Origin of the sequence: Caldimonas brevitalea (assembly GCF_001017435.1) — a bacterium.
Classification (GTDB): Bacteria; Pseudomonadota; Gammaproteobacteria; order Burkholderiales; family Burkholderiaceae_C; genus Caldimonas; species Caldimonas brevitalea.
The window spans coordinates 6,427,146-6,447,945 of record NZ_CP011371.1 but is presented as its reverse complement, the minus strand read 5'-3'; the positions used below and the strand labels follow the sequence as shown (position 1 = coordinate 6,447,945).

Genomic DNA, 20,800 nt, shown 5'->3' with positions numbered 1-20,800 from the left:
AGCGCCCTGATCAGAGCTTGGGCGCCGGCACCGTCCATTGACGCTGGATGTGGCCGCGTCCGTCCACGCTTTCGAGGTGGACGTCGAAGCCCCACAAGCGGGCGACGTGCTTGAGCACTTCCTGCGCATCGTCGTTCAACGGTCGGTTGTTGTGTTGCGTGTGGCGCAGCGTGAGCGACCGGTCGCCGCGCAGATTGACGCTCCACACCTGGATGTTCGGCTCGCGGTGGTTGAGGTCGTACTGGCGTGACAGGGCTTCGCGCAGTTCGCGGTAGCCGCTGTCGTCGTGGATGGCGGCCACTTCGAGTTCAGGCTCGCTCTCGTCGTCGCGGATCGCGAACAGCCGGAAGTCGCGCATCAGCTTGGGCGACAAGAACTGGCCGACGAAGCTCTCGTCCTTGAAGTTGCGCATCGCATAGTCGAGCGTCGTGAGCCAGTCGCTGCCCGCAATGTCGGGGAACCAGCGCCGGTCTTCCTCGGTGGGCGCCTCGCAGATGCGCTTGAGGTCGGTGTACATCGCGAAGCCCAAGGCATAGGGGTTGAGCCCGCTGTACGCGCGGTGGCCCACCGGCGGTTGGTAGATCACATTGGTGTGCGACTTCAGGCACTCCAGCATGAAGCCGTCGGCCAGCAGGCCGCGGTCGTACATGGTGTTGAGCAGCGTGTAGTGCCAGAACGTGGCCCAGCCTTCGTTCATCACCTGGGTCTGGCGCTGCGGATAGAAGTACTGCGCCACCTTGCGTACGATGCGCACGATCTCGCGCTGCCACGGTTCGAGCAGCGGCGCGTTCTTTTCGATGAAGTAGAGCAAATTCTCCTGCGGCTCGGCCGGGAAACGCTTGGCCGCTTCCTCTTCTTCGGCGCTCTTGTCGGCGCGCCGGGGCAGGGTGCGCCACAGGTCGTTGACCTGTTGCTGCAAATAGGCCTCGCGCTCGGTGCGGCGGGCCTGCTCCTGGGCCAGCGACAGCTTCTGCGGACGGCGGTAGCGGTCGACGCCGTGGTTCATCAACGCATGGCAGGAGTCGAGCAGGTCTTCGACCGCTTCGACTCCGTGGTGCTCTTCGCATTCGGCGATGTACTTCTTCGCATAGACCAGGTAGTCGATGATCGACGACGCATCGGTCCACATGCGGAACAGGTAGTTGCCCTTGAAGAAGCTGTTGTGGCCATAGGCCGCGTGGGCGATCACCAGTGCCTGCATCGCCATCGTGTTCTCTTCCATCAGGTAAGAGATGCAGGGGTCGGAGTTGATGACGATCTCATAGGCCAGGCCCATGAAACCACGGCGGTAGTTCTTCTCGGTCGCGATGAACTGCTTGCCGTAGGACCAGTGGCGGTAGATCACCGGCATGCCGACCGACGCATACGCGTCCATCATCTGCTCGGCCGTGATGATCTCGAGCTGGTTGGCATAGGTGTCGAGCTTGTACCCGGCCGCGGTGCGGGCGATCGCGTTGTGGTAGGTCTCGATCAGGTCGAAGGTCCAGTCCGACGGGCTGGGCAGCGGCTCGCGCGCGCGTTCGACGGGGGCGGTGATCACAGCATCGGGGCTCATGCAGGTGCTCCCTCTTTCTTGAACAGATCGCGGAACACCGGGTAGATGTCCGACGCTTCGGAAACCTTGCGCATCGCGAAGTTCTTGTGGCGCTCGACCAACTGGGTGTATTCCTCCCAGAGGTTCTGCTCGGCTTCTGCCACCTGCACGTAGGCGTAGTAGCGGCACAGTGGCAGGATCTGCTCGGACAGCAGTTCGCGGCAGCGGCCGCTGTCGTGGTGCCAGTTGTCGCCGTCGCTCGCCTGCGCGCCGTAGATGTTCCACTCGCCGCTCGGGTAGCGCGCGCGGATGATGTCCTGCATCAACGTCAGCGCACTCGAGACCACGGTGCCGCCGGTCTCGGTGGCGTGGAAGAACTCGTCTTCGCTGACCTCGGCCGCCTGCGTGTGATGGCGGATGAACACCAGCTCGATCTTCTCGTAGTGCCGCGTCAAGAACAGGTACAGCAGCATGAAGAAGCGCTTGGACATGTCCTTGCGCGCCTCGTCCATCGAGCCCGACACGTCCATCAAGCAGAACATGACGGCCTTCGCGCTCGGCACCGGCACGCGCACCCGGTTGCGGTAGCGCAGGTCGATCGGGTCGAGATAGGGGATGTGCCGCAAACGCGCCCGCAGGGCTTCGATGGCGAGTTCGAGTTCGCGGATCTCGCGCTCGACCATCAGGTCGGTCGGGTGCGGATGCTGCTTCAAATGCAGCAGATGCTGTTCGAGTTGACGCAGTTCGCGGCGTGATTCGCCGCCCAGCGCAATACGCCGCGCCAAGGCGCCGCGCATCGACCGCACCACGTGCAGGTTGTTGGGTGTGCCGTCGCTGGTGAAGCCGGCACGGTGGCTCTTCCATTCCGGCACCTCGGCGAGCTGGGTGCGGATCAGATGGGGCAGGGCCAGGTCTTCGAAGAAGACCTGCATGAACTCTTCCTTGCTGAGGTGGAATACGAAGTCGTCTTCGCCTTCACCGCTGTCGCTGGCGTTGGAGCCGCCGCCCTGGCCGCCGCCGCCTTGCGGCCGCTGGATGCGGTCGCCCTTGATGTATTCCTTGTTGCCGGGGTGAACGTAATCGCGCTTGCCGCCCTGGCCGTGGCCAAACACCGGCTCCGACACGTCGCGACGGGGCAGGGTGATGTCTTCGCCTTGCTCCAGATTGCGGATGCCCCGGCCGCTCACCGCGCGGCGCACCGCCTCGCGGATCTGGTCACGGTAGCGGCGCAGAAAGCGCTCGCGGTTGCCGATGGACTTGTTCTTGCCCGACAGCCGCCGATCAATGATCTGTTGGAGCATGGGCATGGTCGTGTACTTTCCGGGGTAGCTGTAGCTTGGACCTACGCAGCGCGCCGGGAGTTCGCAGCCCGGCGGGGGGCAACAGGGGGGAAGCAGTGCCTGAATATCGCGGTGAGATGTCCATGCCGCACAGCCTCCCCATGTGTTGCCGATCCGTCCGGGCCTTGCACTTCAGGCGCACCTTGCCGAGCTCCCTCAGGAGCTCTTGCGCACCCGCAGGTACCACTCGCACAGCAGCCGCACCTGCTTGGGCGTGTAGCCCTTTTGCACCATGCGGTTGACGAAGTCCTCGTGCTTCTTCTGCTCGTCGGCGCTCGACTTGGCGTTGAAGCTGATGACTGGCAGCAGTTCCTCGGTGTTCGAGAACATCTTCTTCTCGATCACCGTGCGCAGCTTCTCGTAGCTCGTCCACAACGGGTTCTTGCCGGCGTTGTTGGCGCGGGCGCGCAGCACGAAGTTGACGATCTCGTTGCGGAAGTCCTTCGGGTTGCTGATGCCGGCCGGCTTCTCGATCTTTTCGAGCTCGCCGTTGAGCGCCGAGCGATCGAAGATCTCGCCGGTGTCGGGGTCGCGGTATTCCTGGTCCTGGATCCAGTAGTCGGCGTAGGTGACGTAGCGGTCGAAGATGTTCTGGCCGTACTCGGAATAGCTTTCGAGATACGCCGTCTGGATCTCCTTGCCGATGAACTCCGCATAACGCGGCGCCAACAGCTCCTTGATGTACGAGAGGTATTTCTGTTCCGTCTCGGCCGGGAACTGCTCGCGTTCGATCTGCTGCTCGAGCACGTACATCAGGTGCACCGGGTTGGCGGCCACCTCGGTCGAGTCGAAGTTGAAGACCTTGGAGATGATCTTGAACGAGAAGCGCGTCGAGATGCCGGTCATGCCCTCGTCGACACCCGCATAGTCGCGGTACTCCTGCAGCGACTTGGCCTTGGGGTCGGTGTCCTTGAGGCTTTCGCCGTCGTAGACCTGCATCTTGCTGAAGATGCTCGAGTTCTCGGGCTCCTTCAAACGTGTGAGCACGGCGAACTGCGACATCATCTTCAAGGTGCCCGGTGCGCAAGGCGCCTGCGACAACGACGAGTTGCGCACCAGCTTCTCGTAGATCTTGATCTCTTCGCTGACGCGCAGGCAGTACGGCACCTTGACGATGTAGATCCGGTCGAGGAAGGCCTCGTTGTTCTTGTTGTTGCGGAACGCCTTCCATTCGCTCTCGTTCGAGTGCGCCAGGATCACGCCGTCGAAGGGGATGGCGCCGAAACCTTCGGTGCCCTTGAAGTTGCCTTCCTGGGTGGCGGTCAGCAGCGGGTGCAGCACCTTGATCGGCGCTTTGAACATCTCGACGAACTCGAGCAGGCCCTGGTTGGCCAGGCACAGACCGCCGGAATAGCTGTAGGCGTCCGGGTCGTCCTGCGCATAGGTTTCGAGCTTGCGGATGTCAACCTTGCCGACGAGGGAAGAAATGTCCTGGTTGTTCTCGTCGCCCGGCTCGGTCTTGGCGATCCCGGTCTGCTTGAGGATCGACGGGTAGCGCTTGACGACGCGGAACTTGCGGATGTCACCGCCGAATTCTTCCAGCCGCTTGACCGCCCACGGCGACAGGATGCGCTGCAGGTAGCGGCGCGGGATGCCGTATTCGCGTTCCAGGATGCCGCCGTCTTCGTCCGGGTCGAACAGCCCCAGCGGGGACTCGTTCACCGGTGAGCCCTTGATCGAGTAGAAGGGCACGTGCTCCATCAGTTGCTTCAGGCGCTCGGCGATCGAGCTCTTGCCGCCGCCGACCGGACCCAGCAGATACAGGATTTGCTTCTTTTCCTCCAGCCCCTGGGCGGCGTGGCGGAAATAGGACACGACCTGTTCGATCGAGTCCTCCATGCCATAGAACTCCCGGAAGGCCGGGTAGATCTTGATGACCTTGTTCGCAAAGATGCGAGACAAGCGCGTGTCGTTGCGCGTGTCGACCACTTCGGGCTCGCCGATGGCCTTCAGCATGCGCTCGGCGGCCGTGGCGTATGCCAAGGGATCACGCTTGCAGATGTCGAGGTACTCCTGCAAGGAGAATTCCTCTTCCCGGGTGCGCTCGTAGCGAGCGGCGAAGTTGCTCATGACGTCCATCGCAGACCTCCTAGATCCCTTTCCGACTCCGCGTTCAACCCATCTTCGGGCCTTGCGCATTGCCATGGTTTGAGCATGGGCGATAACTGTTGCGCGTTAGCGCAGAACAGGCAGCGTGAACCGTCTGTTCTATGACCTCCAGTGTGCAAGGAGCGTGCCCTCCCCGAGAGGGGTGGCGACACCCGATGCAATCCAGCGTACGCCTGTCCCAAGGAGAGCACAGCCGCGCGGAAAGTTCCACGGGGTATTTGCCGTCATCCGCATCGACATGTGACATCCTGCGCGTGCAAACACCCCCGCAGACGCAGGGTTCAGCGGGCTGCAAGGTCCAACTCCCTCTGGAAAGGGCCCACGAAGGGTGGTGGCGGCGCTTGCCGGCCGAGGGGGACGAATGGCGGGAGTCCTGCGCGCGCAGTGTTGCGTGTAACGCACGCTGCGATCAGGGGGTGGGAGGCACGCTGTGATGCACCAACTTCGTCCCATCCGTCGCAACGTGCAGACGGAACCGCGACAGGGGCAAGGGGGGTGGCCCCGCGGTAGGCAAGGTTGAAGCCCGGGCGGCTGTCTCTTCAGTCCCGCCACAGGGGCGGGGGCGGGTCAGCACAAGACGCTCGCCCCTCGGACGGGCTATGTCTCCGCCAGCCCCAGCTTCTCGAGCAGGCCGTTGAGTTCGTCGAGCGAGCCGAAGCCGATCACGACCTCGCCTTGTTCGCCGCGCTTGGTGCGCTTCTTGATGCGGATCTCGACCGGTGCCGTCAAATGGTCGGACAGTTCCTCTTCGATGCGCGTGATGTCGCGCGACTTGTCCTTCTTGACGCGCAGCAGCGGCGACTGGCGTGCGTGGCCAGCCTTGGTCACGAGCTTCTCGGCCTCCCGCACGCTCAGCTTCTTCGAGACGATTTCGTTGGCGCTGAGGATCTGCTGTGCACCTTCGAGCGGCAACAAGGCGCGCGCATGGCCCATGTCGAGGTCGCCGGCCATCAACATCTGTTGCACAGGTTCGGCCAGGTTCAACAAGCGCAGCAGGTTGGAGGCGGCACTGCGCGAGCGGCCCACCGCCTGCGCCGCTTGCTCGTGCGTCAATCCGAACTCGCTGACGAGCCGCTGCAGGCCCTGTGCTTCCTCGAGCGGGTTGAGGTCTTCGCGCTGGATGTTTTCGATCAGCGCCATCGCCGCCGCGGCTTCGTCGGGCACCTCCTTGACCAACACCGGCACTTCGTCCAGGCCGGCCAGCTTGGCCGCACGCGAACGTCGTTCGCCCGCGATGATCTCGTACCGGTCCGGCCCGACCGGACGCACCAAGATGGGCTGCATCACCCCTTGTGCCTTGATGCTCTCGGCCAACTCGTAGAGCGAGCCTTCGTCCATGCGCGTGCGCGGTTGGTACTTGCCGGGCTGGAGTTGCCCCAACTTGAGGGTCGACGGCCGGCCGTCGCCGCGTGCTGCGGAGGCCGAGGCAGGGGTGTCGCTGACCTTGGGGCCGAGCAAGGCTTCGAGACCCAGGCCGAGGCCTTTCGGTTTTTTGGTGACCATGGTGGCGGTGTCGGTGCGAAGGTGTGTTTTCAGGGGCCGACGAGCGTGGCGACCCACTCGCGGCCTTCTGGCCAGTCGCCCAGCCCCGAGTCGGCATTCAGGTGGCCGCGCGCTCCCAGGCTGAGCAGGGTCGCGCCCCAGGCGGCGGCGAGTTCGGCCGCGCGTTCAGGGGTGCAGAAAGGATCGTCGGTGCTGATCACGGCGGTGGCCGGAAAGGGCAGCGGTTGCCGGGGCATCGGCCGCCACGAATAGAGCTGCGGCGGTATCGTCTCGCGCTCGGTATCGGGCAGCGCGACCAGCAGGGCGCCCTGGACCCGGTCCGTGTGCCGGGAATGGGCCGCCCACGCGGCCACCAGCTGGCAGCCCAGGCTGTGGGCGACCAGCAAGGCAGGTCGGTCGTCGGCGAGCACCGCCTCTTCAAGGCGCGTCATCCAGTCGCCTCGCTTGGGCCAATGCCAATCGTCCTGCTCGACGCGTTGGTCACCATACAGGCGTTCCCAGCGGCTTTGCCAATGGTCCGGGCCCGAGCCCTGCCAGCCGGGCAACACGAGGATGCGAGGCGTGGTCATGCAGTGGTGTGGGCAGGAGGTGACAGCGCTGCGGCGCCCGATGGCGGCAGCCGGTTCTCGCCGCGGTAGTGGTAGGCGTAGGCATCGCGAAAGCCGATGCGGTGGTACAGGGCGCGGGCGGCGTGATTGTCGGCATCGACCTGAAGATAGGCGCTGCGCGCGCCGTCGGCGGAGGCCTGCTGCAGCAACTGGGTACACAACCGGGTGGCCCATCCCTGGTTGCGGGCGCGCTCGGCCGTCACGATGTCGTACAGACCTGCCATGGTCGACTCCAGTGTGTACTGGCCGCAGGCCACCACCTGGTGGTCGGCATCGCGCAAGACGAAGCCGCGCAGCGGGACCGGTGCATGGCGCAGGCGTTCGGCGTGGGCCCGGCGTTGGGCGACCGGCGAGCCGCGCAGCTCGCCGACGACTTCAGCGAAGGTCTGGCAATCGACGGCTTCGACCCGGGGCGGCTCGTCGGCACCAGAACGCATCCCCCGCGCCAGCACCATCACGCGGGTGTCTTCGAAGCGGGGCAGGCCGAGGTGGGCCAGCTGCGTGTCGAGGTCGGCGGGCGCCGAAAAAGGCGTCACCCGGACGATCAGCGGCAGTTGCGCGGCGCGATAGATCTCTGCGCACAGCGACAACCGCTGCGCCAGAGGCAATTGGCCGGCGGCGAGCGCGTTGATGCAACGGCCCCGTTTGGCCTTGCCCGCGTTGTAGCGCACCAGCCAGCCGTCGACCCAGCGTTGTTCGGGCGGTGCCGCCGCGTTCAGGCCTGCGTCCTCGGTGCGGGACAGCAGCGTCAAGGGAAAGTCGCGTGTCAGCATGGATTGGCGCTAAGGCGGGTGTTCACATCGCCGAGATGCGGGCGACCATCTCGCGGGCAAAGTCCACATAGGACTGCGCGCCCTTCGATGCCGGATCGAACACGACGCCGGGCTGGCCGAAGCTGGGCGCTTCAGCCAAGCGCACGTTGCGGGGGATGACGGTGTGGAACACCTTGTCGCCGAAGTGTTGCTTCAGCTGTTCGCTGACCTGGCTTTGCAAGGTGATGCGCGGGTCGTACATCACCCGCAGCAAACCGATGATCTTCAGGTCAGCGTTGAGGTTGGCGTGCACCTGCTTGATGGTGTTGACCAGATCGCTCAAGCCCTCGAGCGCGAAGTATTCGCATTGCATCGGCACGATCACGCCGTGGGCGGACACCAGGCCGTTGAGGGTCAGCATCGACAGGCTGGGTGGGCAGTCGATCAGCACGAAGTCGTAGTCGCCGTCCGCGGCATCGAGTGCGCCCTTCAACCGACGCTCGCGGCGTTCCTGCGCCACCAGTTCGACCTCAGCCCCCGCCAGTTCCCGGTTGGCGCCCAGCACATCGTAGCCGCCGAGTTCAGAGCGCGCTTTGGCTTCCGCGATGCTCGCCGACTCGAGCAGCACCTCGTACACCGTCGTGCTCAGGGCCCGCTTGTCGACGCCCGAGCCCATGGTCGCGTTGCCCTGCGGGTCGAGGTCGACCAGCAACACGCGCTGCCCGACCTTGGCGAGGCCGGCGGCCAGGTTGACGGCGGTGGTCGTCTTGCCGACGCCCCCTTTCTGGTTGGCGATGCAAAAGATCTTGGCCATGTTCAAAGGTCGGAGGTGGTCGCTCGTCGGTCGGAGGCAGCGGCCCGCCGCAGGCGCAGCGGCGGGTGGGATTGGCGGTCTGGAAGCGCCGCGGCGAAGTGTGGCGCGGTGCGAGTCGGAGCAGGAGCCGGCATCTCAGTGCCGGCCTTCGTGGGTGAGCGTCTTCCGTTCGGGGCCGGAGGCAGCCGGGCCGCTGTGCACCGTCCGGGTGCGGCTCATGACATGCCGCGCCGTCCCGGCGGCGATGGTGGCAGTCGTGCGGCGGGGCGCCCGCTGCCGAATGCGACGAGCCGAGACCGTCACGCCACCTGGGGTGGGTTGGGGCGGGGCGGGCGGGTGGGGGTGGACCTTGAGGCGGCCGGCGGTGCTGTCCATCGGGCTGATTTGCAAACTCGACCGATTGTCCGGGTGGCCGATAGGGGCGTCAAGGCAAGTGGGCCCCACGAGCCGTCGTTCTCTCGACTTCCCGAAATGCATCGGGTGATTTAGCGATTCGTGTGGGTGGGGCGGGCCCACACGAGGCAGCGCTCGGCGTCCAACAAGGGCACCTGGAGTTGTTCCACGTGAAACACGTCGATCTCCCGAGCGACCGCCTCGATCTCGGCTTCCGGTCGCCGGCCTTTCATCGCCATCCAAACGCCGTGACGCGCCACGTGGCGGCGGGTCCACTGCACCATGTCCTGCAGCGAAGCAAAGGCGCGCGAGGTGACCACGTCGGCATCGAGGGGCGGCAGCTCTTCGATGCGGGCGTGCCGCGGGTCCAGGTTCGGCAGGTGGAGCTCAGCCGCCACCTGGCGCAAAAAGCTGATCTTCTTTGCGACGGCGTCGACACAGACGACGCGCAGTGTGGGCATGCAGATCGCGAGGACCACCCCCGGCAACCCGGCGCCGCTGCCAACGTCCAGCACCAACGGCTGCTCCGTCGGCGGCGCCTGCCGACGCAAGTGCTCTTGCAACGGGCCGACCACCGCGAGGCTGTCCAGCAGGTGCTGGCTCAGCATCTCGCGCGGGTCGCGAATCGCGGTGAGGTTGTAGACCCGGTTCCACTTCCCCATCAGGTCGAGGTAGCGCAGCAACTGCTGTTGCGTTTCTTGGGTCAGGGCGAGGGCGAGTTGCTGCGCGCCGAGCTCTAGCGTCGGCGCGAGCTCGTGTGTCAGAAGGGGCGGCATCACGCCGTTTCCGCCGGGGTCGGGCGCCCGGTGCCGTTCGGGCCGGCCGCATCTGTGAAACCCTTGAAGCGGCCCTTCTTCAGGTGGATCAGCAGCAGGGAAATGGCGGCTGGCGTGATCCCGGAAATGCGCGACGCGAGTCCCAAGGTTTGCGGGCGGTGCCGGTTCAACTTCTGGCGGACCTCGTGGCTCAAGGCGGTGACCTGCGAATAGTCCAGATCCTCGGGCAGCTGCAGGTGTTCGTAATAGGCCGCACGCGCCACTTCCTCGTTCTGCTTGTCGATGTACCCGGCGTATTTGATGCCGATTTCCACCTGCTCGAGCACTGCGTCGGCGAGGGCGGCGCCCAACTCTCCAACCAAGGTTTCACGTGAAACACCAGCGTCAGGGCGAGCGGCGCGCGCCACTTGTTCCACCTCGGCGTACCCCACCTGAGGACGGCGCAGCAAGTCGGCCAGGCTGTATTCACGTTCCAATGCTTTCCCGACCCAGCGTTCCGCCTGTTCGGCAGACAGGATGCCGGGGTGGACCCAGGTCGAACGCAGTCGCTCTGTTTCACGTGAAACCGCATCGCGCTTCCGGTTGAAGGCCTCCCAGCGGCGATCGTCCACCAGCCCCAGTTGACGCCCGACTTCGGTCAGCCGCAGGTCCGCGTTGTCCTCGCGCAGCTGCAGCCGGAACTCCGCGCGGCTGGTGAACATCCGGTAGGGCTCGGTCACGCCCTTGGTGATCAGGTCGTCCACCAACACACCTAGATAAGCCTGCTCGCGCCCGGGCACCCACGGCGCTTGCCCCCGTACTTGCAACGCCGCGTTGAGTCCGGCGAACAGTCCTTGCGCCGCCGCCTCTTCATAACCGGTGGTGCCGTTGATCTGGCCCGCAAAGAAGAGCCCGGCGATGGCCCGCGTCTCGAAGTTCGACTTCAGCTCGCGCGGGTCGAAGTAGTCGTACTCGATCGCGTAGCCCGGCCGCAGGATGTGGGCGGCCTCCAACCCGGGCATCGATTGCACGGCGGCCAATTGCACGTCGAAGGGGAGGGAAGTGGAGATCCCGTTCGGATAGAACTCGTGTGTCTCCAGCCCTTCCGGCTCCAGGAAGATCTGATGCGAGTCCTTGTCCGCAAACCGGTTGATCTTGTCCTCGATGCTGGGGCAGTAGCGGGGGCCCACGCCTTCGATGACGCCGGTGAACATCGGGCTGCGGTCAAAGCCGGAGCGAATGATCTCGTGCGTGCGCGCATTGGTATGGGTGATCCAGCAGGGCACCTGGCGCGGGTGCTGCTCGGCAGAACCCAGGAAGCTGAAGACGGGCACCGGGTCGAGGTCGCCCGGCTGCTCCTCGAGCCGGCTGAAATCGATGGTCCGGCCGTCGATGCGCGGCGGCGTGCCGGTCTTCAACCGCCCCTGCGGCAGCTTCAATTCCTTCAGCCGGGCCGACAGCGAGACGGCCGGCGGGTCGCCCGCGCGGCCGGCGGCATAGTTCTGCAGTCCGACGTGGATCTTGCCGTCGAGGAAGGTGCCGGCCGTCAGCACCACCGCGCGGCCGCGGAACCGGATGCCCACCTGCGTGACCGCCCCGACCACCTTGTCGCCCTCGACCATCAGGTCGTCCACCGCCTGCTGGAACAACCACAGATGGGGTTGGTTCTCGAGCCGGCGGCGGATCGCGGCCTTGTACAGGATGCGGTCCGCCTGCGCCCGGGTCGCCCGCACCGCCGGCCCCTTGGAGCTGTTGAGGATGCGGAACTGGATGCCGGCCTCATCGGTGGCGGCCGCCATCGCGCCGCCGACGGCGTCGATCTCCTTCACCAAATGGCCTTTGCCGATGCCACCGATGGACGGGTTGCAGCTCATCTGCCCCAAGGTCTCGATGTTGTGCGTCAACAGCAGGGTGTCGCAGCCCATGCGGGCGGCGGCCAGCGCCGCCTCGGTGCCGGCGTGGCCGCCGCCAACGACGATGACGTCGAACTCTTTCGGGTAAAGCATCTTGAGACCTCGTGCAGCGGCCAGCCGTCGGGCCGCAGAGGAAAAGGAAGGGGCAAACGTGTGATTTTAGAAGTGCCCCGGAGGGAAGTCACTCTAGGGGGTCGGGGCTTGCTTCGCCTGGTGCGGGCAACTTTGCACGCTGGTGGCCACTGCCCACGCGCACCGTGGTCGGGATGCCGCTAAAGTTCCCGCCTCGCCTCCATCCTGCGCTTGCCGGCCCACTCACCTTGAAGGGCCTCACGCCCCACACGTCCACCGCCATCATGGAATGCCGCCCCCGTTGCGCCGCCTGCTGTATCGCGCCGTCGATCAGCAGCCCGATCCCCGGGATGCCGAACGGCAAGCCGGCCGGCGTGCCCTGCGTGCAACTCGACCAGGAGCTGCGCTGTCGGCTGTTCGGCCATGCCGAGCGGCCGGCGGTGTGCGGCTCGCTGCGGCCCGACCCGGAGATGTGCGGCGACAGCCGCGAGCAGGCCTTGCGCTGGCTGGGCTACGTGGAACAGGCCACCGGCCCGTTGCCGTGAGGTGAGGGGCGCCCCGGAAGGCGCCTGTGGCTCAGGTCGGCGTTTGTGCCAGCGCGTCCAGAAACGCGCGCCGCCACCAGTGCACGTCGTGCAGGCGGATGCGCTCCAGCAGTTTGCTGTGGCGCGCCTGGCGTTCTTCGAGCGGCATCTGCAAGGCCTGCTGGATCGCCTGGGCGGTGCCTTGCACATCGTACGGGTTGACCAGCAAGGCCTCGCGCAGTTGTTCGGCGGCGCCGGCGAAACGGGACAAGACCAGCACGCCGGGGTCGGCCGGGTCCTGCGCGGCGATGTATTCCTTGGCCACCAGATTCATGCCGTCACGCAACGGCGTCACCAGCGCGACCCGGCCCACCCGGCACAGCCCCGGCAGCCGCTTGCGCGCCACCGTGCGGTGGATGTAGCGCACCGGCATCCAGTCCAGCTCGCCGTAGTCGCCGTTGATCTGTCCGCACAGATGCTCCAGCTCGTGCCGGATGTCGGCGTACGCGTCGACACTCTCGCGGGTCGGCGAGGCGATCTGGATCAGCGTCGCGCTGCGGTGGTTTTCGGGGTAGCTGGCGAGCAACTCCTGAAACGCCCGAATGCGCTGCGGCAGGCCTTTGGAGTAGTCGAGCCGGTCGATGCCGATCAACAGTCGCCGGCGCGAGTACTGCTCCCGCATGGTTTCATAGGTCTCGCGCGCCTCCTTGCCTTCGGCCAGCCGTGAGAACTCATCGACGTCGATGCCGATCGGGAAGGCACTCACCCGCACGGTGCGGTTGAAGGCCCGGTAGTGATCGTTGCCCAGTTCCTCGGCGCCGGCTTCGGCTTGCACATAACGCGCGAAGTGCATCGTGTCCGCCTCGCTCTGCAGGCCCACCAGGTCATACGCGAACAGCGCGCGGATCAGCCATTCGTGGCCGGGCAGGGCGGCCAGCATCAGCGGCGGGGGCAACGGAATGTGCAGGAAGAAGCCGATCCGGTTGGCGCAGCCCATCGCCCTCAGTTCTGCTGCGAGCGGGATCAGATGGTAGTCGTGCACCCAGATCACGTCGTCCGAGCGCAGCAGCGGCATCAGCTTGCGCGCGAACAACTGGTTCACGCGGCGGTAGCCGGCCAGATGGCTGGTGTTGAAGTCGGCGAGGTCCAGGCGGTAATGGAACACCGGCCACAGGACCCGGTTGGAATAGCCGAGGTAATAGCTGTCGTGATCGTCTCGCGACAGGTCCACCGTGGCCAGCTTCACATTGCCGGCCTGCTGCAGGTGCAACTCCCCCTCGCCGGGGGTGCCGCCCTCGCTGGCCTCGACGATCTTGCCGCTCCAACCGAACCACAGGCCGCCGGTGGCGTTGAGCGTTTCACCGAGGGCCACGGCCAGGCCGCCGGCTGCGGGCTTGCGAGGGTCGGCGAGGCGGTTCGAAACGACGACGACTCGTCCCATGCGGTCCTCCTTGTTGCTTGTGTGTAGATGTCGGTCAGATCTGGGTGTCCCACGGCACCGACAGGCGCACCGCTCCGTTGATCAGACCGACCATCGAATAGGTCTGCGGAAAGTTGCCCCACATCTCGCCGGTCAGCGGATGGGTGTCTTCGGACAGCAGGCCCAGATGGTTGCGTGCCGCCAGCATGGCTTCGAAGATCTCGCGCGCCTGGGCGGTACGGCCGATGCGCGCGAGGGCGTCGATGCGCCAGAAGGTGCAGATGTTGAAGGCCGTCTCGGGCTTGCCGAAATCGTCCGGCGCTTCATAACGGCGCATGTAGGGTCCGTCGCACAGGCTGCGTTCGAGCGCGTCCACCGTGGCGACAAAGCGCGGGTCGCGCGGCTCGATGAAGCCGACCTCCGCCATCAGCAAGGCGCTGGCGTCCAGGTCCTGGCCGCCGAAACTTTCGGCAAACGCCTGGCGCCGTTCCGACCACGCCTCGCGCAGGATGCGCTCGCGGATGTGGTGGGCGCGCTGGTGCCAGAACTGGGCCCGGTCGCCGAGACCGAAGCGTGTGGCGATCTTGCCCAGCCGGTCGCAGGCGGCCCAGCTCATCAAACACGACGAGGTGTGCACCCGGGCGCGCGTGCGCAGCTCCCACATGCCGGCGTCGGGCTGGTCGTGCACCCGCCAGGCCTGCTCGCCCACCTGCTCCAGCTGCTGGAACTCGGCCAGGCCGGCGGGCCGCAGCAAACGTCGGTCATGGAAGGCTTGCGCGGCGCCCAGGATGACGTTGCCATACACATCATGCTGAAAGTGCTCGTGCGCCTGGTTGCCCACCCGCACCGGGCCCATGCCGCGGTAGCCGGGCAGGTGGGGCAGCACCTGCTCCTGCAGGTCCAGCTCGAGGCCGATGCCGTACAAGGGCTTGATGTGCCCCCCCGCCGCTTGCGCGACGACGTTGCCGAGCCAGCGCAGGTAGTCCTCCATCGTGCCGATCTCGGACAGGCTGTTGAGCGCCCGCACGACAAAAAAGGCATCGCGCAGCCAGCAATAACGATAGTCCCAGTTGCGCTGGCTGCCCGGCGCCTCGGGGATGCTGGTGGTCATCGCCGCGATGATCGCGCCGGTGTCCTCGAACAGCGACAGCTTGAGCGTGATGGCCGCGCGTATCGTCGCTTCCTGCCATTCGAGCGGGATGTGCAGCCGGCTGCTCCACGTGCGCCAATAGGCAGCGGTGTCTTGCTCGAAGGCGCGCGCCACTTCGCGGATGCCTTCTTGCAGCGTCTCGTCCGGGCCGAGGATGAAGTCCATCGGCCGGTCGACCACAAAGTGCGACTCGGCGAAGATGTAGCTGAGCGGCGCGTTGGTGTTGAGCCGCAAGGTCTGGGTCGGGCCGACATAACGAATGTGGTGGCTGCCCTGCGTCAGCGTAGGGCGCACCGTGCCCCATTCGAAGCGAGGGCGCAGCACCACACGCATGCGTGGCGCGCCGGCGATGGGCTTGACGCGGCGCACCAGCGTCAGCGGCCGGAACATGCGGTTGCGGCTGATGAAGCGGGGCGCGAAGTCCACCACCTCGATGCCCTGGCCCTGCGTGTCGTACAAGCGCGTGCGCAAGATGGCCGTGTTGGGCTCGTAGTACTGCTCGCTGCGCGCGAACGACTCCAGCTCGAAGCTCCACAGCGCGCCGTCGTCCGACGGGTCGATCAGGGCATTGAACACCGGGTCGCCGTCGAACCTGGGCAAGCAGCACCAGACGACGCGGGCGTAACGATCGACCAAAGCACTGTAGGCGCAGTTGCCGATGACGCCGACGTCGAGCGAAGAAGGGGGCGGCAGACCGCGCGGGCCTGCGGCGTCGGCAGGATGGGCACTCATGTTGTGATTCCTCATGGATGAGGTGCGTCTGCAGGGTGCCCTACACCGTGTCGTGATGTCATGGCGCGAGGCGTGCAGCGCACTCGGCCAGCCAGTGTCGCAGACTGCCGGGATCGGCCATCCGGTGCGACGCCACCGTCTCGCCTTCACCGACCTTGATCGTCTCGCCACCTTCCGCCTGCACCGCCTGGAAGCCCGCCTCATCGGTGACGTCGTCGCCCGCGAACAGCGGGCGCCGGCCGAGGAAGGGAGGCTCGCGCAGATAAGCCTGGATCGCGTGGCCCTTGGTGGCGATCGCCGGCTTCACCTCCAGCACCATCTTGCCGTGCAGCAGCGTCAGGCCGCTGGACTCGCGCACCGCCGCGCTCATCGCGTCGAAACAATGCTGCGCCAGCTCGGGCGCCTGGCGGTAGTGCAGCGCGACCGCGCCGGGCTTGCGTTCGATCAGCAGGGCCGGCACTTCGGCCTGCAGCGCGCGGGCGGTGGCCTCGACCCGGTCGAGCGAAGGTGCCGCCAGGTGCCACACATAACCGTCGGCCGAGCGACGTTCCACGCCGTGGACGCCGGCCGCCGGCGCGCGCAAGGGTGCGAGCAGTGCATCGAGTTGTGCGATGGGCCGGCCCGAGACGATGGCCAGGGCGCCCTGCAGAACTTGCTGCAAGAGCAGCAGGGTGTCGATCAACGACGTCGGCACGTGGACCGCGTCAGGGCGGGGCGCCAGGTCGGCGAGGGTGCCGTCGAAGTCGAGGAACAGGGCCGTGTTGGCGTCGATCGAGGGTCGCGGCGAGGACAAGGGGGACAAAGGCTCCGGTCGGGGCGGCAGTTGCATGGCCCCGACCTTAGAGCAAAAACCGCTCCTTGACCGTCAGACGGGCACCGACGATCGCCGCAAGGGACGCAACAGGTTGTCGCGCCATTGGCGCACCTGGGCCACCAGAGGCGGGTGGCCCCAGTACTTGTCGAAGAAGTAGTGGGCCACCGTGTTGCACAAGGGCTCGACGATGGTGATCGCCCCGCTGATCGCGACGCTGCCGGTCAGCATGTAGCTGACCGTGAAGGCGATGCCGAGGTGCATCACGCCGAAGCTTGCGGTTTTGGCCATGGGACGGTTCCTGCGAGAGAAGGTGGGGCTGCGGGGCAGTCGGTAGGTGATAGTGTGAAGTTAATCATCCTCCGAAGCCAATTGCTTGCTTCGATGACACGGATAGCGGCCACGCGGGCTGGGCGGACCACGGCCCGCGCCCGGCGCGGGCACGTGCCTCGCTGCTACGGTCACGCCATGAACCCCTTGAAGCACGTCGCGCTGGCGCCCTGGTGGCTGCTGTCCTTGTTCACCTCGGCCAAGTCCTTCCACGACCACCCGCTGATCGGCTCGCCGCGGCTCAACGCCTGGGGGCTGCATGAACGCCGCTTGCGCTGCGCCCATGCGCTGGCCGCCGCACGCCGGCGGCGCCTCGCCGACGGCGTGGCGCCGTCAGACCGTGCCGCTTTCGACCGTGACGGTTATGTGGTGCGGCGCGACGTGCTGCCGCCCGCCGACTTCGCACGCTTGCGCGAGCGCCTGCTGGCCCGGCCAGCGCCCGCTCGCGAGATGGTGCAAGGCGACACCGTGACACGCCGCATCGCGCTCGACCACACCGTGCTGCAAGCCGTGCCCGAGCTGCTCGGCATCGTCGAAGGCGCCTTGTGGCGCGGCCTGACCCGCTATGCGGGCAGCTTCGACCAGCGCCCCGTGGCCTACATCCAGACCATCTTGTCGCAGGCGCGCCCGGGAGCGCCCGACCCCCAGACGCATTTGCACGCCGACACCTTCCATCCCACCGTGAAGGCCTGGTACTTCCTGACTGACGTGCGCGCCGACGAAGGCGCCTTTTGCTACGTGCCCGGCTCCCACCGGCTCAGCGACGAACGCCTCGCGTGGGAACGCGAGCTGAGCCTCATCGCGCACCGGCACCCCGACCGCTACACCGCGCGCGGCTCGTTCCGCATCGCGCCTGACGCGCTGGCCCGGCTGGGGCTGCCGGCACCGCGGCTGTTCGATGTGCCGGCCAACACCCTGGTGGTGGCCGACACCTTCGGCTTCCACGCGCGAGGGCCCAGCGTACGGCCGTCGATGCGCATCGAGTTGTGGGGTTACGGACGCCGCAACCCGTTCCTGCCGTGGACCGGAGGTGATTTGCTGTCGCTGCCCGCTCTCGCACCGGCGCGCGCACCTTGGTACTGGGCCGCGCTGGACCGTCGTGAGCGCTGGGGCGGGCGCCGCAATCCATGGCGTGACGTCGGGCTGAAGACGCCCGGGGCTCCACCCGGCGACTAACGCTATCGGAAAGAGGGCGCCTGCGGCCATTGCCGCACGACGCGCGAACCCACCTCTTGCGGCCTCTTGAAAACAGGCAGCGCAGAACTATCTCGGGCCTGGAGGCCCTCTGCAACCGTGTCCACGATGGCGTGCACACCTGCAGCACGGGCTCCGCCCACATCACGAGGAGGAAGCATCATGTACGCATCCCTGCAGAGCTTCCCGGCCAGCCTGTTCGGCGAATTCGACCGCCTGCGCCGGGAGTTGGACGACGTGTTCGGCAGCGCCGGTCTGCCGACCAGCCTCCGTTCGGTGGCACCGGGCACCTTCCCGGCGCTCAACATCGGCAACACACCGAGCAGTGTCGAGATCTACGCCTTCGCGCCTGGCCTCGACCCTGCCAAGCTCGACGTGACGCTGGACCGTGGCGTGTTGACGCTGTCCGGCGAGCGAGCGTCGACCTTGCCCGAAGGGGAAGACCGCAAGGTCACGGTGTACAGCCGCGAGCGGGTGTACGGCAGCTTCAAGCGCGCCATCACCTTGCCCGAGGACATCGACCCCTCGCGGGTCACCGCCACCTACCGCGACGGCGTGCTGCACGTGAGCATTGCGCGACGTGAATCGCCGCAGCCGCAACGTATCGCGATCCAGTGAAGCAGCTGCACCAGGAGGTAAACATCATGAGCGACAACAAGCCATTGACGACCCCCCAGAACGGCACTGAAGTGCGTGCCATGGTGCCGCGTGTCGACGTGCTCGAAGACGACGCCGGCATCACGCTGCTGGCCGATCTGCCGGGCGTTTCCAAAGACCAGTTGGAGCTGAAGGTCGACGGCGACACGCTGCAGATCGAAGGGCCGGTGGCCTCAGCCACGCCCGAAGGCCTGGAAGCGGTGTATGCCGAAGTGCGCGTGCCGCGCTACCGGCGCGCCTTCACGCTGAGCCGTGAACTCGACGCCGGCCGTATCGAGGCCACGCTGAAAGACGGCGTGCTCAACCTGCGCATTCCCAAGCAGGAGCACGCACAGCCGCGGCGTATCGCCGTGCAGGTGGCCTGAGGCCACTGCCGCAGGGCTCGCGCCTTGTACGCGCGCGCCCTGCTTCATGCATCGCGCAGTTGCGGCGCCCACTCGGGCGCCGACCACCGCAACGGCAGCACCCCCGCCTGCCACGTGCCGGCCTCCACTTGCACGCGCAACAGCCGCTGCGCACCGGGAAAGGTCGCCACTTCAGGCCCGTCCCAGACGATCTCCGTCTGCCCGGCCAGGCGCAACACATCGCCCCGATCGAAGTCGATGAACAGCAGGCTGGCGTGAGGCCACAGCTGCAAGTTGCCCAGCGTGTTGAACATGAAGTTGCCCCGGTAGTCGGGCAGCGTCAGCAGCGTCTGCCCGTCGCGCTCGGACAGCCGCACAAAGCCGCTGCGTCCGCCGCGGTGCGAGACGTCGACTCCGCGCGACGCATCACCCGGCACCGGCGCCGCCGCCGATGCAATGAACAAGGTGTCGGCACCGGCGACCAGCGATCGTGCATGCTCGCTCAACAGCGTGCCCTCGGGCCAGGATGCGGCGGGCAGGTGGGGCCGTTCGACAAAGCGAGGGGTGCGCGCCTGGATGTACTGCGGGCAGTTGCCGAAGCTCTGCTCCACTCGCACCGTGAAGCCCTGCTCGTCGAGCGCGGCCACCGCTCCATTCATCCGGTTGCGCCGCCGCGTCTCGAGCTGCAGCCCCAGCAGGCCCACCGGGCTGCCGAGCGCCAAATGCGCGGCCAGCGGCTCGTCTGCCCGCGGCAGGCAGGCGATGCGCAGATGCCGCTCGTCTTGGGCGTGCACGAAGCCGGGCGGCCCGACCAGCACCGAGGCACAAGGTCTTTGCTGCGCGTCCAGGCTGCCCACCAGCATCCAGGGCAGCTGGGCGAACAGTTCCCGGTGCTGCGCCGGCATCATGCCGCGGACCACCTTGCGGCCGACCTGCTCCATGCGCTCGCGCAGGCCGGCCCGCTCCTGCAGTTCGCGCTCGCCCGGATGAAACGGCGAGCCCGGGCCGGGCCAGCCGGGCAGGGTCTCGGGCGAGGCGGGGGGCGGGGGCGACATGGAAGCCGCCTTCAGATCTGGGCCAGCGGACATGGCGCTCAAGCCAGCGTGGGCGAGCGCTGCATCGGCACGAAACCGGGCAGTGCCTCGATCCGTTGCAGCCAGGCCCGCAGCCGTGCATAGGGCTGTAGCGAGACGCCGCCTTCGGGCGCATGCGCCGTGTAGCTGTAGAGGGCCACGTCGGCCACGGTCGGATGATCGGCTGCGAAGTACTCGCGGGTCCCAAGGTGCGCCTCGAGGCGTTCGAGCAACACGTGCGCGAGTTCTTGCGCCTGCGGGTCGCCTTGCTGCCGGAACAGCACTGCCAGGCGGGCATTGCCGGGCCCGTTGACGAGCGCTCCGGCGGCGACGCTGAGCCAGCGCTGCACGTTGGCCGCTCCCACCGGGTCGCGCGGCCACCAGCGGCCACTGCCGTCGTAGCGCGTCGCGAGGTAGACCAGGATGGCGTTGCTGTCGGCCAGCGTCAGCTCGCCGTCCTCGATCACCGGCACCTGGCCGAACGGATTCTTCTCGAGGAAGGCCGGCTGCTTGTGTTCGCGCCGGCGCAAATCGACGTCGACCCGCTCGAAGGGCAGGCCCAGCAGCGACAACAACAGCTCGACGCGGTGCGCATGGCCCGACAGTTCATGGCGGTAGAGGCGCAGGGGCTGTGAGGGAAGGGGGTGTGTGCCGTTGGGGTTCATGGGAAGCCTTTTGTGTGTCGATGAGCAGGTGAAAACTACAGCCGCCACCTTATCCATTGCCCTGCGCTTGCAGAATCGCCGCTGTTGACACTTCAGCATTCCACCGC

At 66.6% G+C, this 20,800-nt stretch carries 19 protein-coding genes; 4 read left to right on the top strand and 15 right to left on the bottom strand.

The window, feature by feature from the left end; all coding sequences use genetic code 11:
- Positions 1–10: 10 nt before the first annotated feature.
- The 9 genes from AAW51_RS27540 to mnmG all read right to left on the bottom strand — a co-directional run bounded on the left by AAW51_RS27540 (position 11) and on the right by mnmG (position 11,814).
- The gene (locus AAW51_RS27540; RefSeq protein WP_047197175.1) at positions 11–1,555 is read right to left on the bottom strand and encodes a SpoVR family protein; all 1,545 of its coding nucleotides are present in this window, start codon (positions 1,553–1,555) and stop codon (positions 11–13) included.
- Positions 1,552–2,841 (bottom strand): YeaH/YhbH family protein, encoded by a 1,290-nt coding sequence (locus tag AAW51_RS27535; RefSeq protein WP_047197174.1) that lies wholly within the window; start codon positions 2,839–2,841, stop codon positions 1,552–1,554. Before AAW51_RS27535 ends, AAW51_RS27540 begins: the two co-directional genes overlap by 4 nt.
- Positions 2,842–3,030: 189 nt before the next feature.
- Complete coding sequence (locus AAW51_RS27530) at positions 3,031–4,953, bottom strand: PrkA family serine protein kinase (RefSeq protein ID WP_047197173.1); 1,923 nt, start codon at positions 4,951–4,953, stop codon at positions 3,031–3,033.
- 627 nt (positions 4,954–5,580) lie between these two features.
- Positions 5,581–6,486 (bottom strand): ParB/RepB/Spo0J family partition protein, encoded by a 906-nt coding sequence (locus tag AAW51_RS27525; protein ID WP_047197172.1) that lies wholly within the window; start codon positions 6,484–6,486, stop codon positions 5,581–5,583.
- 29 nt (positions 6,487–6,515) lie between these two features.
- On the bottom strand, positions 6,516–7,055 hold the full coding sequence (locus AAW51_RS27520) for an RBBP9/YdeN family alpha/beta hydrolase (RefSeq protein ID WP_047197171.1): 540 nt from the start codon (positions 7,053–7,055) through the stop codon (positions 6,516–6,518).
- On the bottom strand, positions 7,052–7,867 hold the full coding sequence (locus AAW51_RS27515; RefSeq protein WP_047197170.1) for a GNAT family N-acetyltransferase: 816 nt from the start codon (positions 7,865–7,867) through the stop codon (positions 7,052–7,054). The genes AAW51_RS27520 and AAW51_RS27515 overlap by 4 nt, the downstream gene beginning before the upstream one ends.
- Positions 7,868–7,889: 22 nt before the next feature.
- Positions 7,890–8,660 carry a ParA family protein gene (locus AAW51_RS27510; RefSeq protein ID WP_047197169.1) on the bottom strand — a complete coding sequence of 257 codons (771 nt, stop codon included), beginning with the start codon at positions 8,658–8,660 and terminating at the stop codon, positions 7,890–7,892.
- A gap of 485 nt (positions 8,661–9,145) precedes the next feature.
- Positions 9,146–9,829 carry a 16S rRNA (guanine(527)-N(7))-methyltransferase RsmG gene (gene rsmG, locus AAW51_RS27505; RefSeq protein ID WP_047197168.1) on the bottom strand — a complete coding sequence of 228 codons (684 nt, stop codon included), beginning with the start codon at positions 9,827–9,829 and terminating at the stop codon, positions 9,146–9,148.
- Positions 9,829–11,814, bottom strand: a complete 1,986-nt coding sequence (mnmG, locus tag AAW51_RS27500; RefSeq protein WP_047197167.1) for a tRNA uridine-5-carboxymethylaminomethyl(34) synthesis enzyme MnmG — start codon at positions 11,812–11,814, stop codon at positions 9,829–9,831. Before mnmG ends, rsmG begins: the two co-directional genes overlap by 1 nt.
- Before the next feature lie 263 nt (positions 11,815–12,077).
- Between mnmG and AAW51_RS27495 the strand changes: the two genes are divergently transcribed.
- On the top strand, positions 12,078–12,338 hold the full coding sequence (locus tag AAW51_RS27495; RefSeq protein WP_047197166.1) for a zinc/iron-chelating domain-containing protein: 261 nt from the start codon (positions 12,078–12,080) through the stop codon (positions 12,336–12,338).
- Positions 12,339–12,369: 31 nt separating this feature from the next.
- On the opposite strand, the gene otsA is transcribed toward AAW51_RS27495, so the two are convergent.
- Genes otsA through AAW51_RS28670 form a run of 4 tightly spaced genes read right to left on the bottom strand, consistent with a single transcriptional unit; the run spans position 12,370 to position 16,721 of the window.
- Positions 12,370–13,758 carry an alpha,alpha-trehalose-phosphate synthase (UDP-forming) gene (gene otsA, locus AAW51_RS27490; RefSeq protein ID WP_047197165.1) on the bottom strand — a complete coding sequence of 463 codons (1,389 nt, stop codon included), beginning with the start codon at positions 13,756–13,758 and terminating at the stop codon, positions 12,370–12,372.
- Between the two features lie 34 nt (positions 13,759–13,792).
- Positions 13,793–15,619: a glycoside hydrolase family 15 protein gene (locus tag AAW51_RS27485; RefSeq protein ID WP_047197164.1), complete on the bottom strand. Its 1,827-nt coding sequence runs from the start codon at positions 15,617–15,619 to the stop codon at positions 13,793–13,795.
- A gap of 58 nt (positions 15,620–15,677) precedes the next feature.
- Positions 15,678–16,448: a trehalose-phosphatase gene (gene otsB, locus AAW51_RS27480; RefSeq protein WP_047197163.1), complete on the bottom strand. Its 771-nt coding sequence runs from the start codon at positions 16,446–16,448 to the stop codon at positions 15,678–15,680.
- A 36-nt stretch (positions 16,449–16,484) separates the two neighbouring features.
- Positions 16,485–16,721 (bottom strand): DUF2061 domain-containing protein, encoded by a 237-nt coding sequence (locus tag AAW51_RS28670; RefSeq protein ID WP_053013963.1) that lies wholly within the window; start codon positions 16,719–16,721, stop codon positions 16,485–16,487.
- 177 nt (positions 16,722–16,898) lie between these two features.
- Here AAW51_RS28670 and AAW51_RS27470 point away from each other — a divergent pair, with 177 nt between their 5' ends.
- The 3 genes from AAW51_RS27470 (at position 16,899) to AAW51_RS27460 (ending at position 18,976) form a co-directional block, all read left to right on the top strand.
- Positions 16,899–17,936 (top strand): phytanoyl-CoA dioxygenase family protein, encoded by a 1,038-nt coding sequence (locus AAW51_RS27470; protein WP_047197162.1) that lies wholly within the window; start codon positions 16,899–16,901, stop codon positions 17,934–17,936.
- 180 nt (positions 17,937–18,116) lie between these two features.
- Positions 18,117–18,572 carry an Hsp20/alpha crystallin family protein gene (locus AAW51_RS27465; RefSeq protein ID WP_047197161.1) on the top strand — a complete coding sequence of 152 codons (456 nt, stop codon included), beginning with the start codon at positions 18,117–18,119 and terminating at the stop codon, positions 18,570–18,572.
- Between the two features lie 26 nt (positions 18,573–18,598).
- Entirely contained in the window at positions 18,599–18,976 is a 378-nt protein-coding gene (locus AAW51_RS27460) for an Hsp20/alpha crystallin family protein (protein WP_047197160.1), read from the top strand.
- A 44-nt stretch (positions 18,977–19,020) separates the two neighbouring features.
- On the opposite strand, the gene AAW51_RS27455 is transcribed toward AAW51_RS27460, so the two are convergent.
- Positions 19,021–20,010, bottom strand: coding sequence for a pyridoxamine 5'-phosphate oxidase family protein (locus AAW51_RS27455; RefSeq protein ID WP_047197159.1), 990 nt, complete (start codon positions 20,008–20,010; stop codon positions 19,021–19,023).
- Between the two features lie 38 nt (positions 20,011–20,048).
- On the bottom strand, positions 20,049–20,693 hold the full coding sequence (locus AAW51_RS27450; protein WP_047197158.1) for a glutathione S-transferase family protein: 645 nt from the start codon (positions 20,691–20,693) through the stop codon (positions 20,049–20,051).
- Between the last annotated feature and the right edge of the window lie 107 nt (positions 20,694–20,800).